This window comes from Bacillus sp. SRB3LM (assembly GCF_015712745.1).
GTDB classification, from domain to species: Bacteria; Bacillota; Bacilli; order Bacillales; family Bacillaceae_G; genus Bacillus_A; species Bacillus_A thuringiensis_K.
In genome coordinates, this window is record NZ_VWVQ01000008.1 from 614,531 (window position 1) to 630,828 (window position 16,298).

The window sequence follows — 16,298 nt, forward strand, 5'->3', positions numbered from 1 at the left end:
ATAGTTATAAAAACATAATATATAACTTTAGTTAAATAAATTATATAAAGAAGGTGTAAAAATGAATAACAAAATAAATTTACAAATGCAAAATATAAGTTTTGTTATAATAATGGCTTTAGCAGTATGGTTAAAAACATATCTTATTACGCGATTCAGTTTTGATTTAAAAATCGAGTCTTCAACGCAAGAGCTCATTTTGTTTATTAGCCCTCTAGCCGCATCATTAGCATTTATTGGATTAGCATTATTTGCAACTGGTGAAAAGCGAAATTATATAGCGCTCTGTATTAATTTCTTATTAACAATCGTGCTTGTTGGAAATGTAATGTTCTATGATTTTTATAGTGATTTCGTTACATTACCAGTACTTGGACAAACCTCAAACTTTGGCCAATTAGGCGCCAGTATTATAGAAATATTAAACTACAAAATTATACTCGCATTCGTAGACATTGTTTTCTTCTTTATTTTATTAAAAAAGAAATCATTGGTCTTTAAAACAGAACGTGTAACTCATTCTACGCGCTTGTTATACTTTCTTTTAACGATTGGTGTATTCTTTGCAAATCTACATCTTGCAGAAAAAGAGCGCCCTGAATTATTAACAAGATCATTCGACCGAGTCATGCTTGTCAAAAATTTAGGCTTATATACTCACCAAGTATACGACTTAACACTGCAAGTAAAAGCTGGGTCACAAAAAGCACTTGCTGATAGTAGTAAATTACAAGAAACTGAAAACTACGTAAAAGCAAACCAAAGCGAGCCAAACCCTAATATGTTTGGTGCAGCGAAAGGAAAAAACGTTATTGTCGTCACTCTTGAATCCTTGCAGACCTTCTTAATAGGCGCATCAGTGAACGGGCAAGAAGTTACACCATTCCTAAATGAATTCATAAATGAAAGTTATTACTTTGATAACTTTTTCCATCAAACTGGTCAAGGGAAAACATCTGATTCTGAATTTCTAATCGATACGTCGTTGTATCCATTAAATCGAGGAGCTGTATTCTTTACACACGGTAACAATGATTATACTGCAACTCCAGAAATTTTACGTCAGCAAGGTTATTTCACTTCTGTATTTCATGCGAATAACGCAACATTTTGGAATCGTAATATTATGTACTCCGCTCTTGGTTATGACCGTTACTATAATGAACTTGATTACAAAATCACGCCAGAAACAAATTTAAATTGGGGATTAAAAGATATCGAATACTTTGATCAATCAGTAGATATATTAAAAACTGTTAATCAACCATTCTATGCTCGTTTCCTTACTTTAACAAACCATTATCCATTTACGTATGATGAAAATACAAAATTCATTGAACCATACAACTCTGGTAATGGCGTATTTGATCGTTACATCGTAACAGCACGTTACTTAGACGAATCCATTAAAAAATTTATTGAACGTCTAAAGGCCGAGGGGCTTTACGATAATTCTATTATTGTGTTATACGGTGATCATTATGGCATTTCCGAAAAACATAATCGTGCAATGGCACAGTTTTTAGAAAAAGATCAAATAACAGAATTTGACACTTTAAATTTACAACGTACACCTTTATATATTCATATTCCTGGACAAACAGAAGGTCAAACTATTTCAAAGCCTACGGGACAAATCGATATGAAGCCTACTATTCTAAATTTATTAGGTGTTGATTCTACGAATGATATCCGTTTTGGCCATGATATGTTTTCAGATGAATATACTGGCTTTGTTGTTTTACGTGATGGTAGCTTCGTTACAGATAAGTATGCATACAAAAACAACACTTTCTACGACCGTATAACGGGTGAAATTGTGGATTTACCAAAAAAAGAAGCTCAAGCCCTCATTAAACGTGCACAAAATGAATTACGAATGTCTGACAAAATTATTGAAGGCGATTTATTACGTTTCTCAGAAAGCAATAAAATTAAAACTGGCGAAGTACAAACTAAAATTAAAGAAACAGAAAAATAATCTATATGAAAAAAGAGCAACTTATTACAGTTGCTCCCTTTTACTTTTATTCTACACTTGTTTCTAAAGCTACATCTGTATAGGTATTATCATCACCTATATTTAAAATTACTTCACATTGACGCAATCTCAATTCAAAGAGCATGATAGAATCATGATAAACTTCAGGATTTGATTTCATTTTATGTAACATCTCTTGTTTTTCTTGTATTTCTAATTGCGTATTTTCTACAGCTTGCTTTAAGGAGTTAAATGGATTCCTAAAGAATATATTAATATCTCGCTCTTGTGTGTTTTCAAACAGCTCAAATTGCAAGAAAAATTTCTTCATAATAGAAGCCGTTACTTCAGTATAATCTTCATTTTCTACATACTGTTTATATTTGTTATATAGCATAGATTTATTTTTAGGAAGAACTCCAAATAATTTACCGGCACTTTTTAGTAAAAATTGTGCTGGCGTAAATCGACGTAAAATATTTACTTCATCCATTTGTATTCTAGTCGTCATCCTGTCAGTATCTCTGCGCCAGTCATCAAGCACTTTAAAGTCACATTCTAACTGTATTTTATTTTCTCCAAATAGTGAATTAAGCCCTTCACTAAGTTCTTCTAAATACGTTTGACTTTGAAGAAGCTCATTATTAGAAGTTGCAATCCAATTTTGCATAGAAAGAGCAAGATTAGGTAATACAGTTTGTTCTAAATATTTATGCACTCTTTCATTCATTGCTTTATTTAGTTCCGTATCCATGTGTCCGAAATCACTTTCTTCACTAATTAAATTAGAACAGCTCTTTAATATCTTCGGAATATTTTCGGTAAGATCATTTGTAATTTCAGTCTTCATTGAACGATATGATTGTGTAATGAAATGAATTTTTTCCCTCTCAAATGTAGTAAGGTTATTAATGCTACCGTTTAGTTTCACTAGCATATCTTCATTCCAATTAATCGCATCCACTAAATTATTTTCTTTCTCAACGCGTTTATCCAAAAGATATGTAATTGTTTTTCGAATGAAGAACAATAGCTTTTCAGTACGTTCTGCATCCATATTTTTATGATTAAAGTTAAAATGAATAAACTCAGTTAAATCATTTAATTGTTGACTACTTGTATATAGCGAAGAGTAAGGGAAAATTCTCGCTTGCGGGAAATATGTGTTTATTCTCGCTTGCGTATCATATAATACTCTTTTCACTTCTGCTTCACTGTATATGTTATCGATTTTATTTAATAAGAAATGAATTTGTAAATTTGGTGTATGTTCTTGAATGCTTAATAGAATGTCACGTTCTTTGTCAGTAAAAGGTGAATCCGCATTCAATACGAATAGTAATTCGTCTACAGAATTCAAATATTCGAATATTTCATCTCTAGTGTCGTTATTCCTATTAAAGCCAGGTGTCACTACAAATGTAAGTTTATTTTCATTTAAAAATCGGCATGGTAATTTAAATTCAACACATGCTCTATCTCTATATGTTTGATGGTGTTGAGACATCATATTATAGTAATCAGAGACATCTTCCGTTGTTGTAATTGCAGAGTCTGTTATGGCATTAATTTCTGTATGAGCATCATTTTTTAAAACTACTACATTTGAAATTGATTTTTCTAATATATTTTCTCCTAATATAGAGTTAATAAATGTAGTTTTTCCGTTCCCTGAAGTTCCTGTTACTAAAATACGATTTGTTCTTAAATCTGCGAGCTCGTCAACTAACCATTTAAATCGGTGACCTATTTCTATATTCTGCTTTTGTGCCCACTGTGTAATAGATTCAAAAAGGTGTAAGCTGTACTCTAAGCCATTTACATGATTAATAGAATGTGACAGTAAGTTTTCCGCATGTTCTATATTTGCTGAATCTATTTTGGAAGGGAAAATCTCATCCCATGCCAATACAGCTGCAGATGGAAATACAGCATAAGATGGATTGACTACCTTTAACCAGTTTGCTAACAGATTTGGTATGATATCGTTTAATTGTCTAAGCGTATATTGACCTTGAATTAATGCAAAGTACGTTTCTTCGTAAAGTGCAGAAACTTTGTTCCATATATCAGACGATTGTATTTCAATATGTAAGAAAAATTCATTTATTGTATTAAGCCATAATAAGTAATTTTGTTCATTTCTATAACTGTTCCAAAGTGATGAAACCATTTGCGTAAATTGTACTTGATCTACATTATTTAATGTAACTAATGCATCATAAAAATAATCTGGTGAAATATGTTTAGTAAATCCTTTATCGATATATCCTTTTAACACCTCAAACCACGGATACGATTCTATTCGAATTAACTCATTCACAGCAAGCTCTACTGCACTATCAAAATCTTGTTGTTCCTCATAAAAGGAACGGGCAATTTTTGTTACGTTCGGATAATCAGGATTTAAAGAAACTGCTTCTTTAATAACACCGAAAGCTGAGTCAAAATTATTTTGCTCAATGTAAAGAGAAAGTAATTGTAGCCTAATTTCGGTCATCAATATTTTATTATCAGTAGTAATAGAAGTATAAATGTTTTCAGCAAATGATAACTGATTAAGTTCAAAATAAGCATCCGCAATATTTTTTTGTGCCCATGGTGCTAATTCATTACTAACCTTCTCCCATTTAAAAATAGCTGCTTCAAAATCTTGATGACGATAATAAAATTCACCTTGCGCAAAACGAATATAAGACCCATCAGAAATCTCATTTTTTTCTTCGTTTACATAAGCTTGTCCAAGTACGTCAAGAGTTGGCTTTGTTTCATTCTCCATTAGGAATGTCTCATAATACATCTTTTTTATTAATTGTTTTTCTAATCTCATCTTTTCCCCCACTATATCTTGAAAATACATTTTTAAGATATATCAGTACTTTTTGTATGTATGCTTTTTATCTTAACAAAGAATATCTTTTGGAAAATTTCATTTTCCTTTCATTTTTCAAGTTAGATTGAATTTTTATGAGAAAAATTTCAGTTTTTTTTCAATTCCCTTTCAGTTATGAAACAGCATTAAATGTTCCTAATAACCTAATAACACTATAATATTCCACATTATATTATCAGGAAAACCCCATATAAACAATATTATAAAAACAATCTATAACGAATTTATATGCATAATTCACTGTGCTGTCAAACAAAAAAACAACAATAGGAGCCAACATCTATTCATACCATTTCTTTCTCCAATTGTTTTCCTTTAAAATGTTTCAGTAGTTATGTAATTAAATTCCATTAACCTATATAAATAACTAGTCCAAAAAAAATCTATATGCATATCATGTTATAGTAAAGAATTTAGGAAATCCTAAAAGGAGGCATTTTCATGTTTGAAGATAAATCTAAAATAAACTACCCATATGAATTTACTGAAACTACAACAGTTCCTCTAAAGAACCCCATTGATAAAAAATTCAAGAACGGCTCTGGTACACATACTTTCCCAATTAAGAAGCATTATAAAGAGCAAGTTCTATACACTGAAAAAATCAATAATAATAAAAATAAGTAATTGTATAGACCCTTATAACAATTAGCCAAATAAGAAGCAACATTTAACCATGCATAGTTATTTGGTTAGTAATGTAGAAATCTTTATTAGACAATTCATGCACCTTTTAAAAAGTGCTGTATACAGCGCTTTTTTATACATAGATAAATTTAAGCTAACGCAACCAAGAAATAAACTGTAAAATTACTCCACCATATTTTCGTTTAACAATTAAATCTACATATCAAAAGGGAGCAACAGTAAATGTTGCTCCCTTTTGATATATAATTTTATTCACTCTACATAACCCTCTTAAACATCTTCTCCAACTCATAAGTAGAATGATGCACAAGAATTGGTCTTCCGTGCGGGCATGTGTACGGGTTTGTTGTTGTACGTAGTTCTTCCAGTAAAGCAAATATTTGATCGTTCGTTAAATATTGATTCGCTTTAATGGATGCTTTACAGCTCATCATGATAGCTGCTTCTTCACGTAACTTCTTAATATCAACTTTTTTTAGTTTAACAACTTGCTCCATCATTTCATCGATAATTTCTGTTTCTTGTCCTTTCGGGAACCACGTTGGATGTGAGCGGACGATAAAGGATTGATGGCCAAATTGCTCCAAGAATAGACCAACTTTTTTTAGTTCTTCTAGTTGCTCTTCGACACGTAAAAATTCAGTAAGAGATAAATCGATGCGGTACGGTACAAGTAATTCTTGTACTTCTTGCGCTACCCTTCCTACTTTATCACGGAAGTATTCATAATTAATACGTTCCTGCGCGGCATGTTGGTCAATCATATATAAGCCTTTATCATTTTGAGCGAAAATATATGTTCCATGCATTTGTCCAATTGGATAAAGTGGCGGTAAGTCATTCCCGTTCATTTCAATCTCTTCTATTTCCCGAACTTCTTCTTCTAATTCCTCTAATTCAAAATCCTCTTCGTTACTGTCCCACGATTTCTCTTCTCGAATCGGTTCTTCCATTATCGGTTTAGTAGATGGTTGCCAACTTTGTTCTTCTCTCACGAGTGACTGTGGTGGTTGCCATTCTTGCTTCGGTGGTTGCCAAAGCTGCGCTGGCTGTTTTACAGCCTCTGGTTCTTCTTGTTTTGCATCCATGCCAGTCGGTAAAACGATGTCCGGCATAGATGGTTCTTTCGGCTTCGCATGCTCAAACTGGAACTGTTCTTGCACACTTTCGTCTTTTTCTTTTTTCTTTGTTGTTACACCTGCATCTGGAATAAGCTGTATTTTTTTAAATGCAGCTTGCAATGTTTCTTCGATCAGCTTTAGTAATTCCTGTTCTTTACTAAAACGAACTTCTAATTTCGCTGGATGTACGTTAACATCAACTAGCATTGGATCCATTTCAATCGATAAGAAGCCAATTGGATACCGGCCAACTGGCAGTAATGTATGGTACCCTTGCTGAATTGCTTTCATTAATACAAAGTTTCGAACGTAACGACCATTTACAATCGTTGACATATAATTACGAGATGCTCTCGTTACTTCTGGTAATGTTACATAGCCTTTAATTGTAAAGTCTAAAGATTCGGCTTCAATTGGAACAAGCTTCTTCGCAACTTGAATACTGTAAATCGATGCAAGTACTTGTCTTACATCACCGTTACCTGACGTATGAAGCAATTTCTTTTCATTATGAAACAGTTTTAACGATACTTCTGGATGTGACATTGCAATACGATACACGATATCTGTAATATTTCCGAGCTCTGTATGAATGGTTTTCATATATTTAAGACGTGCTGGAGTATTAAAGAATAAGTTTTGTACTGTAATATCTGTTCCTTTTCGGCTCGCAGTCTTCTCTTGCTTTATAATGTCTCCACCTTTAATAATAAGGTGTGTACCAGGCGCATCACCTGTGCTAGTAATTAATTCTAATTCACTAACTGAAGCAATACTCGGCAATGCCTCACCGCGGAAACCGAGTGTTCTTATGCGGAACAAATCGTTTTCATCTTTAATTTTACTCGTTGCATGACGTTCAAAAGCGACGATACAGTCTTCTTCTGCAATACCATCACCGTTATCAATGATACGAATTTTCGATAACCCAGCTTCTTCTAAGTGGATTTCAATAGATGTACTATTCGCATCGATAGAATTTTCCACAAGTTCTTTTACGACTGAAGCAGGGCGCTCTACTACTTCCCCTGCTGCAATTAGGTTAGAGAGTTGATCATCGAGTTTGCGAATTTTCCCCATCTACTTACTCATCCTTTCTTTAACTTTTTCTGTAAGCGATACAATTCGTTCATCGCTTCTAAAGGTGTCATATCAAGTAAATCGATTTTTTTAATTTGCGCCAGTACTGCTGTTTCTTTTTGGTCTAGCAGAGGCTTTTCTTGTTTCTTCGAAGACTGTTCTCCTCCAAAGAAAGATAGTTGCGATTCTTCTTCAGTCTCTACTTTCGTTTCCTGTATTTCTGCTATTTCCTCTTTTACAACTACTGGTTCTGGAGCAGCTTCTTGTACTTTCACTTCTACTCGTTTTGGAATAATAATTTCTTCCTGTCCTTCTAGCTGTGCTAACACTTCTTTCGCACGAGCGATTAAGCTATCTGGAAGCTCCGCAAGTTGCGCAACGTGAATACCGTAACTTTTATCAGCTGCTCCATCTTGAATTTTATGAAGGAATACTACTTTTCCATTCTCTTCAATTGCTGAAACGTGTACATTTTTCAGTTGATCTAAACTCTCTTCTAACACCGTCAATTCATGATAATGTGTAGAAAATAACGTTTTTGCCCCAATTTGGTCATGAATATGTTCAATAATTGCCTGTGCAAGTGCCATGCCATCATACGTAGATGTACCTCGTCCAATTTCATCAAATAAAATTAAACTTCTTTCTGATGCGTTTGCAATTGCATTTTTCGCTTCTAACATTTCGACCATAAATGTACTTTGACCTGAAATCAAATCATCTGCTGCACCAATTCTCGTAAAGATTTGGTCAAATACAGGTAATACTGCTTCTGTCGCTGGTACGAAACAACCAATTTGTGACATAACCGTTACAAGTGCTAACTGTCTCATATACGTACTTTTACCAGACATGTTCGGTCCTGTAATTAAAAAGACATCCATCTTCTCTGGCATAATACAATCATTCGGTACATACAATTTTCCGTTCAATACTTTTTCAACGACAGGATGACGACCATCTTTAATAAAGATTTCACGCTTCGTTGTTAGTACAGGTTTTACAAACTGTTCTTCTTCACTAACTGTCGCGAAACTTTGCAGTACGTCTAATTCACTAATTACTTTTGCTAAATGTTGTAATTTCGGAATAAATACTTTTACTTCTTCACGAAGTGCTGTAAATAAATCGTATTCTAGTTGTACAATTTTTTCTTCTGCTTCTAAAATTAACGTTTCTTTTTCTTTCAGTTCATCTGTAATGAAACGTTCAGCATTAGCAAGCGTTTGTTTTCGTTCGTAGCGGCCTTCTGGAAGTGCTGCAAGATTCGCTTTCGTTACTTCAATGTAGTAACCGAAAATACGGTTGTATCCGATTTTTAACGATTTAATTCCAGTAATATCACGTTCTCTTTTTTCAAGCTCGGCAATCCACGTTTTCCCGTTTTTACTAACGTAACGATATTGATCAAGCTTGTCATTATAACCATCTTTAATAATATCTCCATCTTTAATCGAAAGCGGTGGGTTTTCTTGAATACTTCTTCCTAGTAATTCTGTTAAGCTTTCACATGGATCTGCACCTTGAATTAATCTCGATGCATAAGCGTTATCTAACAAACTAATTGCTTCTAAAATAGCTGGTACTTGAAGTAATGAACGTCTTAATTGTAATAAGTCTCTTGCATTTACGTTACCAAATGCAACTTTTCCTGCTAAACGTTCTAAATCATATACTTCTTTTAACTTTTCTTTTAAATCTTCACGTAAGAAGTAATCATTTACAAACGTTTCAACCATTTCTAAACGCTCTTCAATTCTTTCTTTCTGTATAAGTGGACGTTCCATCCACTGTTTTAACATACGACCACCCATAGCTGTTTTCGTCTTATCCAATAACCATAATAGTGATCCTGTTTTTTCTTTCGTTCGAAGTGTTTCTGTCAGTTCTAAATTTCGCTTTGAATGTACATCAATTTTCATAAATTGATTCGTATAATAAATTTCTACTGGTTGCAAATGATCTAAAGAACGTTTTTGCGTTCTTATTACATAGTTAAATAAACGTCCAACTGCTTTAATTAATTTTGCTTGTGAAACATTTTTCACAAGATGTTCTAATCCTTCCGGAATTGCCGTTGCATCTTCATACGAAATCGTCATTTTCAATGTTTCAGTTAACTTGTTTAGTTCATCTTTAGAAAATGAAGAATCAACAACAATTTCTTTCGAACCAGTTGCATACACTTCTAATAAAATATCTTCTACTGAACCAGTCAATAACGTTACTGTATTTTGTCCAGTCGTTAAGTCGTTACAAGCTAATGCATATGATCCATCTTCAAAATGTGTTAATGCAGCTAAGAAGTTGTTTTCTTTCTCATCAATTGTACGCCCTTCCATCATCGTTCCTGGCGTAATTAATTGTACTACTTCACGACGTACTACACCTTTAGCTGTTTTTGGATCTTCTACTTGCTCACAAACAGCTACTTTATATCCTTTTTCAACAAGTTGTTCAATATAGTTTTTAGCCGCATGATACGGTACACCGCACATTGGTATACGTTCACTACTACCGCCATCTCGGCTCGTTAATGTAATTTCAAGTTCATGAGCTGCTTTTACAGCATCCTCAAAGAACATTTCATAAAAATCGCCTAAGCGAAAAAATAAAAAGGCATCTTGATAATCTGCCTTAACCTTTAAATATTGCTGTATCATAGGCGTATATTGAGTCATACTTTTCCTCCATAATTCTTACATGATAATCTATTTTCATATATGTCGCATTTCACGGACACTCTTATCTCCTATTTCAGGAGTCTTTCTTCATTATAACATATTTCATAAAGAATCATGTTCATTCAGCGCCACTTATGTAAAGTAAAAAGCTAGGAAGAACTTCTCCCTAGCTTTCTATTACTCTTCTTCTGCATCAACGATAAAGTTTGGATCTAATTCTTCAAATTCATCATCAGCAATTTGGAAATCATCATCTGATTCTACGCAGCCTTCAGGATTTACACTTACACAAATTTTCGTTTCTCCAACTACTTCTGTTACAAATTCACGTTCTACAGTTACAACAATTTTATTACCATTTGGTGATACAAGTGCTTCTAAACAATTTGGCGGCTGAATAACACGAGCAATAATTTCTAAATCGTCACCAGAAAAGTTTTTATCACGATAACCAATACTTACTTCGTCCGTGTAGTTCACACGTTCTGTTACAACTTCAGTCTTTGTATTTCCATCAAATGAATACCAAGTGTTCACATCATAGAAACCTTCAATTTCCACATGCTTTCCATTCTTTCTTGCTTCGTACGAGTGGTTAATTACCCAGCACCCTAAAATACTTGTTGGTTCATTATTCGATTCACATGTATGCGTTGACTTTGTATACTTACGTCCTTTTCCAACCACTGCTTTTGTAATAATCTCTCTAAATTCGGACATTCGTAACCCTCCTCAATCACTATTCACTTAATCATATGCGTGACAATAGCGGAATGTGTCATTCTTTTTTTGAGAAGAACTTACGTTTAATCCACAAAAAAAGAGATGTCAATATGACATCTCTTTAACAACCACAATTTCCTTTTTTACTTTCTACCGCTGCGCCAGTTTCACCCTTTAGTACATCGCCACCAGTTGAAATTAATATTTCATCTGTTACGTTGTTAGAAATTGTACTAGCAACTAACTGTAATAAGTCATTTACGTATGTTTGTGAAGATTTAAATTGTTGTACGACTGGAATACTGTCTAACTTATCTTGCAATGCATCAATTTCAGCTTCTACCTTTTTTAAAGCTTCCCATTTCCCGTAATGTTGCAAGTTTACAGCTTGTTTTTGCAGTGCTTTAATTTCATCGATTGCGCGCTTTACATTTTCATTTTTATGAATTTGCGCCTCTGCTTTCTTAAAAAAATCAACTTCTTCTGTTTCAGAAATCATTTTTGCTAATTCTTTCGCTTGTTCAACAATGTCATCTTTCGAATATACTTTCATCTATTATTTCACCTCAATCGGCTCTTCAACTAATTCCCCGTTAAGAGACCAAGTTTTTGCTTCCGTTACTTTTACTTTCACAAGCTGACCAATTAAAGATTTTGAAGCGACGAAGTTTACAAGTTTATTCGTACGAGTATAACCTGCAAGTACTTCCGGATTATTTTTACTTTCCCCATCAACTAACACTTCTACAATTTGACCTTTATAACGACTATTCTTTTCAATTGCCAACGTATTTACTAGTGTATTTAAGCGTTGAAGACGTTCTTTCTTCACTTCCATCGGTACATTATCTTTCATTTTTGCAGCTGGTGTACCTTCGCGAGGAGAATAAATAAATGTAAAGGCAGTATCAAATCCTACTTCACGATATAACGACATCGTTTCTTCAAATTGCTCATCTGTTTCATTTGGGAAACCAACGATAATATCTGTTGTTAATACTGCATCTGGAATTGCTTCTTTAATTTTTCTTACAAGTTCTAAATAATGCTCACGCGAATATTTACGCGCCATAATTTTCAGCATATCTGTACTTCCAGATTGAACTGGTAAATGGATATGTTCTACTAGGTTGCCACCTTTGCCAAGCACTTCAATTAAGTGATCATCGAAATCACGTGGATGACTCGTTGTAAAACGAATACGGGCAATATCAACTTTACGGAGCTCGTCCATTAAATCGCCAAGACCGTATTCTATATCTTCAAAGTCTTTACCATATGCATTTACGTTTTGTCCAAGTAACGTAATTTCTTTATAACCATTTGCAGCTAAATGACGAATCTCTTGGATAATATCTTCTGGACGTCTGCTTCGCTCTTTTCCTCGTGTATACGGTACAATACAATACGTACAGAACTTATCACAGCCATACATAATATTTACCCAAGCTTTAATGTCACCACGACGTACTTTCGGAAGGTTTTCAATTACGTCACCTTCTTTTGACCATACTTCAACTACCGTCTCTTTCGAGAACATCGCATCTTTTAGAATGTACGGTAATCTATGAATATTATGCGTTCCAAATACCATATCTACATGCTGATTTTTTTGCATAATTTTATTTACAACAGATTCTTCTTGAGACATACAACCACATACACCAATTAAAAGGTCCGGATTTCTTCGTTTGAGTGACTTTAAATGGCCTAGTTCACCAAACACTTTATTTTCAGCATTTTCACGAATCGCACAAGTATTTAATAAAACTACATCTGCATCCTCAGTTGAAAAAGTTGGTTCATATCCAAGCGTTGTGAAAATACCTGCCATTACTTCCGTATCATGCTCATTCATTTGACAACCATATGTACGAATATAGAATTTTCTTCCTGTACCAAAATTGCGAAACTCTTCAGGTAAGCCAAAATCCCGTTCAATTTTAACTTCTTCTTTCCCCCGCTTTTTCGCATCCTTTAAGGAAGGTGGTTGATATACACTTTCAAAGTATTTACTATAATCTTTCTCTTCTTTTTTCGTAGAGGAATTTGCTTGTTGACTTGCTAATCGTTGTTGCTCGTTCATCGGTAATCTCCTTTCACCCTTAACTATACATACTCTATAGTCCATTTTAATGCGCCTAGACTCACCTCAAAAATGGTTAGATAGCTTGAGAGATAACTTGTCCTTTGAAACTTGAGTAATCAATCTAATCATTCATAAGAATGAAGTCTTCCCCACGCAAATAGACATTCCCTTTTTATCATTTCTTGTTGTCCTACCCAAAAGCATATTGCTTTATCCCTATAAACATTACCATAGTATGATGTATTTCGCCAATTTTAACAATAAAGAGGTCCTTTATTATCTTACATTTCATAAGCAATGAACTTGCTATTTTCATACAACGATTTATATATTATTTTACCATTCTGAATTTTCTAAGTAAACAAGACTATCCTATATTTTTGCGCATAAAAAAGGTTGCCAAATTGGCAACCTCCTCTTCTTACATTACATAAATTCAGCAACAAGCTCATCAAACATTTTCTGATCCATATTTAAATCAGATTTCACTAAAGGCTCTTCACTATAGCCTTTAACAAGTTCTTGATATGATGGTTGCTTAGTATTTTGGTAAATTAAACCTGTTACTAAACCGTTATTTTCCATTAACGTTTGCATAGCCATCATACGATTAGATGGATCATATCCCTCTACCGTGCTTAGTTTCGTTAAGTTCTCTTTAAACCAATCGTAAGTATTTACTTTATTGTAAGTAACACATGGGCTAAATACGTTAATTAATGAGAATCCTTTATGGTTAATACCAGCTTCAATAATTTGTGTTAATTCTTTTAAATCACTCGAAAAGCTTTGCGCCACAAATGTCGCACCAGCTGTTAAAGCCATTTCCATTACATTTAGTGATGGTTCAATTGAACCTTGTGGTGTGCTTTTCGTTTTAAATCCAGCTTCACTACGTGGTGAAGTTTGCCCTTTTGTTAATCCGTAAATTTGGTTATCCATTACGATGTACGTAATGTCGATATTACGACGAATAGAATGGATTGTATGTCCCATACCAATCGCAAATCCATCACCGTCACCACCTGAAGCGATAACTGTTAAATCACGATTTGCCATTTTCACACCTTGTGCAATCGGAAGGGCACGACCATGAATACTATGCACACCATATGAATTAATATAACCTGAAATACGGCCTGAACAGCCGATACCAGAAATAACAGCAAGTTCATCTGGATTTAAGCCAACGTTAGCTGCTGCACGTTGAATTGCAGCTTGCACTGAGAAGTCTCCGCAACCTGGGCACCAGTTTGGCTTTACACTGTTACGAAAGTCCTTAAATGTTGCCATTTAATACAACCCCTTTTTTGCATTCGTTGTAAATCTCTTTCGGCAAGAATGGGTTTCCATCATATTTTAAAAGACTAGAAATTTTCTCACCATTACCAAGATTCATTTTCATAATGTTAGCAAGCTGACCTGTTGCATTGTTTTCTACTACTACAACACGCTTCGCCTTTTTCACAAGTGGATCGATTTCAGCTGTTGGGAACGGGTGAATTAAACGCACATGAGCATGGTTTACTTTCATACCCTCTTGTTCTAAACGCGTCATTGCCTCTTCGATTGCACCACGAGTTGAGTTAAATCCAACAAGCAATACGTCTGCTTCTTCATGCTTAACATTTTTATAAACAGGGGTATTAAACTTCAAGTTCTCCATTTTACGGAAACGTTTGTCCATTTGATCTTTACGGTTTATTGCTGATTCCGATGGTTTTCCAGTTTCATCATGTTCTACACCTGTAACATGGTGAACACCATTTTTCATACCAGGTAAAACACGCGGTGAAACGCCGTCTTCTGTTACTTCATAACGCTTGAAGTATGCTTTATTTTCACGTTCTGGTAATTCTGCTTCTAAATCAAGCTTACCACGACGAATTTCCACTTTATCTAATTTAAGTGGTTCTACTGTTTGTTTTCCTAACGAAAGCTGTAAATCTGTTAAGAAAATAACAGGAACTTGATATTCTTCAGATAAGTTAAATGCTTCTACAATGTCATAGAAAGCTTCTTCAACTGTACTTGGCGCCATTACGATTTTTGGAATTTCACCATGCGTACCGTAAATCATCGCCATTAAGTCAGACTGTTCTTGCTTCGTTGGTAATCCTGTACTTGGGCCGCCACGTTGTGTATCAACAATTACTAATGGGGTTTCTGTAATACCTGCTAAACCGATTGCTTCCATCATTAATGAAAGACCAGGACCAGCAGATGCCGTTAATGTACGAACACCAGCATAGTTTGCACCGATTGCCATTGTACAAGCTGCGATTTCATCCTCAGTTTGGATTACTGTTCCGCCGACTTTCGGTAATTTTTTAATTAAATATTCCATAATTTCTGATGCAGGTGTGATTGGGTATGCTGACATAAAACGAGCACCACCAGCTACCGCACCAAATGCAATTGCATCGTTTCCAATCATAAACATGCGTTTTTTACCATCAGCTTTTTCAAGCTGCATCATGTTTACTTTCTCACCTAGTAATTCTTTCATATATTGAGAGCCACGTTTAATTGCGTCCATATTCTTTTGAACGACTTGCTCTCCTTTACGACCAAAGATTTCTTCAACAACATCTAAATAAGCTGTTTCATCTAATCCTAATACTGCACTTGATGCTCCAACAGCAACCATGTTTTTCATTAATGATGTGCCTAATTCCGAAGCAATATCTGTAAACGGTATCACATATAGATTTACATCTGTATTGTCAGGTATTGTTGGATTAAATTTCGCATCCGCAACTACAATTCCACCTGGACGTAGTTCGTGGAAATTAAAATCAATTGTTTCTTGGTCAAAAGCAATTAAAATATCTAAATCATCTGAGATCGCTCGTACTTCTGTTGTACTTACACGAATTTTATTATTTGTATGGCCGCCTTTTATACGTGATGAGAAGTGGCGGTAACCGTATAGGTAATATCCTAATCGGTTTAATGCAATACAGAAGATTTCTCCTGTACTTTCAATTCCTTCACCTTGTTGGCCTCCAACTTTCCATGAAAGTTGACTAATCATCTCCTACACCCCTTTTGGCTGCATTCATTGTAGTGTATTTTT

10 protein-coding genes are annotated in these 16,298 nt (G+C 34.4%); 2 read left to right on the top strand and 8 right to left on the bottom strand.

Annotated features, from left to right (window positions below):
* Positions 1–61 precede the first annotated feature (61 nt).
* A complete protein-coding gene (locus F3I02_RS10080; RefSeq protein WP_196477914.1) occupies positions 62–1,981 on the top strand; it encodes an LTA synthase family protein in 1,920 nt (639 codons plus the stop codon).
* 46 nt (positions 1,982–2,027) lie between these two features.
* On the opposite strand, the gene F3I02_RS10085 is transcribed toward F3I02_RS10080, so the two are convergent.
* Positions 2,028–4,811: a dynamin family protein gene (locus tag F3I02_RS10085; protein WP_074593598.1), complete on the bottom strand. Its 2,784-nt coding sequence runs from the start codon at positions 4,809–4,811 to the stop codon at positions 2,028–2,030.
* Between the two features lie 504 nt (positions 4,812–5,315).
* Here F3I02_RS10085 and F3I02_RS10090 point away from each other — a divergent pair.
* Complete coding sequence (locus F3I02_RS10090) at positions 5,316–5,501, top strand: hypothetical protein (protein ID WP_000461135.1); 186 nt, start codon at positions 5,316–5,318, stop codon at positions 5,499–5,501.
* A 278-nt stretch (positions 5,502–5,779) separates the two neighbouring features.
* Here F3I02_RS10090 and mutL read toward each other — a convergent pair whose 3' ends face one another.
* From mutL to F3I02_RS10125, 7 genes are all read right to left on the bottom strand, one after another.
* The gene (gene mutL, locus F3I02_RS10095) at positions 5,780–7,723 is read right to left on the bottom strand and encodes a DNA mismatch repair endonuclease MutL (protein WP_074593597.1); all 1,944 of its coding nucleotides are present in this window, start codon (positions 7,721–7,723) and stop codon (positions 5,780–5,782) included.
* 8 nt (positions 7,724–7,731) lie between these two features.
* Positions 7,732–10,404: a DNA mismatch repair protein MutS gene (gene mutS / locus F3I02_RS10100; protein WP_196477915.1), complete on the bottom strand. Its 2,673-nt coding sequence runs from the start codon at positions 10,402–10,404 to the stop codon at positions 7,732–7,734.
* Between the two features lie 180 nt (positions 10,405–10,584).
* Positions 10,585–11,127, bottom strand: coding sequence for an outer spore coat protein CotE (gene cotE, locus F3I02_RS10105; RefSeq protein ID WP_001288799.1), 543 nt, complete (start codon positions 11,125–11,127; stop codon positions 10,585–10,587).
* 124 nt (positions 11,128–11,251) lie between these two features.
* Complete coding sequence (locus F3I02_RS10110; protein WP_000870461.1) at positions 11,252–11,683, bottom strand: YlbF/YmcA family competence regulator; 432 nt, start codon at positions 11,681–11,683, stop codon at positions 11,252–11,254.
* Positions 11,684–11,686: 3 nt separating this feature from the next.
* Positions 11,687–13,216 carry a tRNA (N6-isopentenyl adenosine(37)-C2)-methylthiotransferase MiaB gene (gene miaB, locus F3I02_RS10115; protein ID WP_001005391.1) on the bottom strand — a complete coding sequence of 510 codons (1,530 nt, stop codon included), beginning with the start codon at positions 13,214–13,216 and terminating at the stop codon, positions 11,687–11,689.
* A gap of 429 nt (positions 13,217–13,645) precedes the next feature.
* Positions 13,646–14,512 carry a 2-oxoacid:ferredoxin oxidoreductase subunit beta gene (locus tag F3I02_RS10120; protein WP_000190155.1) on the bottom strand — a complete coding sequence of 289 codons (867 nt, stop codon included), beginning with the start codon at positions 14,510–14,512 and terminating at the stop codon, positions 13,646–13,648.
* The gene (locus F3I02_RS10125) at positions 14,499–16,256 is read right to left on the bottom strand and encodes a 2-oxoacid:acceptor oxidoreductase subunit alpha (protein WP_000625417.1); all 1,758 of its coding nucleotides are present in this window, start codon (positions 16,254–16,256) and stop codon (positions 14,499–14,501) included. The genes F3I02_RS10120 and F3I02_RS10125 overlap by 14 nt, the downstream gene beginning before the upstream one ends.
* Between the last annotated feature and the right edge of the window lie 42 nt (positions 16,257–16,298).

What these genes read in the sequence shown, in the direction of transcription:
- miaB (WP_001005391.1), bottom strand. Translation starts at nt 13,216, where the DNA reads ATGAACGAGCAACAACGATTAGCAAGTCAACAAGCAAATTCCTCTACG.
- F3I02_RS10080 (WP_196477914.1), top strand. Translation starts at nt 62, where the DNA reads ATGAATAACAAAATAAATTTACAAATGCAAAATATAAGTTTTGTTATA.
- F3I02_RS10120 (WP_000190155.1), bottom strand. Translation starts at nt 14,512, where the DNA reads ATGGCAACATTTAAGGACTTTCGTAACAGTGTAAAGCCAAACTGGTGC.
- F3I02_RS10110 (WP_000870461.1), bottom strand. Translation starts at nt 11,683, where the DNA reads ATGAAAGTATATTCGAAAGATGACATTGTTGAACAAGCGAAAGAATTA.
- F3I02_RS10125 (WP_000625417.1), bottom strand. Translation starts at nt 16,256, where the DNA reads ATGATTAGTCAACTTTCATGGAAAGTTGGAGGCCAACAAGGTGAAGGA.
- mutS (WP_196477915.1), bottom strand. Translation starts at nt 10,404, where the DNA reads ATGACTCAATATACGCCTATGATACAGCAATATTTAAAGGTTAAGGCA.
- mutL (WP_074593597.1), bottom strand. Translation starts at nt 7,723, where the DNA reads ATGGGGAAAATTCGCAAACTCGATGATCAACTCTCTAACCTAATTGCA.
- F3I02_RS10090 (WP_000461135.1), top strand. Translation starts at nt 5,316, where the DNA reads ATGTTTGAAGATAAATCTAAAATAAACTACCCATATGAATTTACTGAA.
- F3I02_RS10085 (WP_074593598.1), bottom strand. Translation starts at nt 4,811, where the DNA reads ATGAGATTAGAAAAACAATTAATAAAAAAGATGTATTATGAGACATTC.
- cotE (WP_001288799.1), bottom strand. Translation starts at nt 11,127, where the DNA reads ATGTCCGAATTTAGAGAGATTATTACAAAAGCAGTGGTTGGAAAAGGA.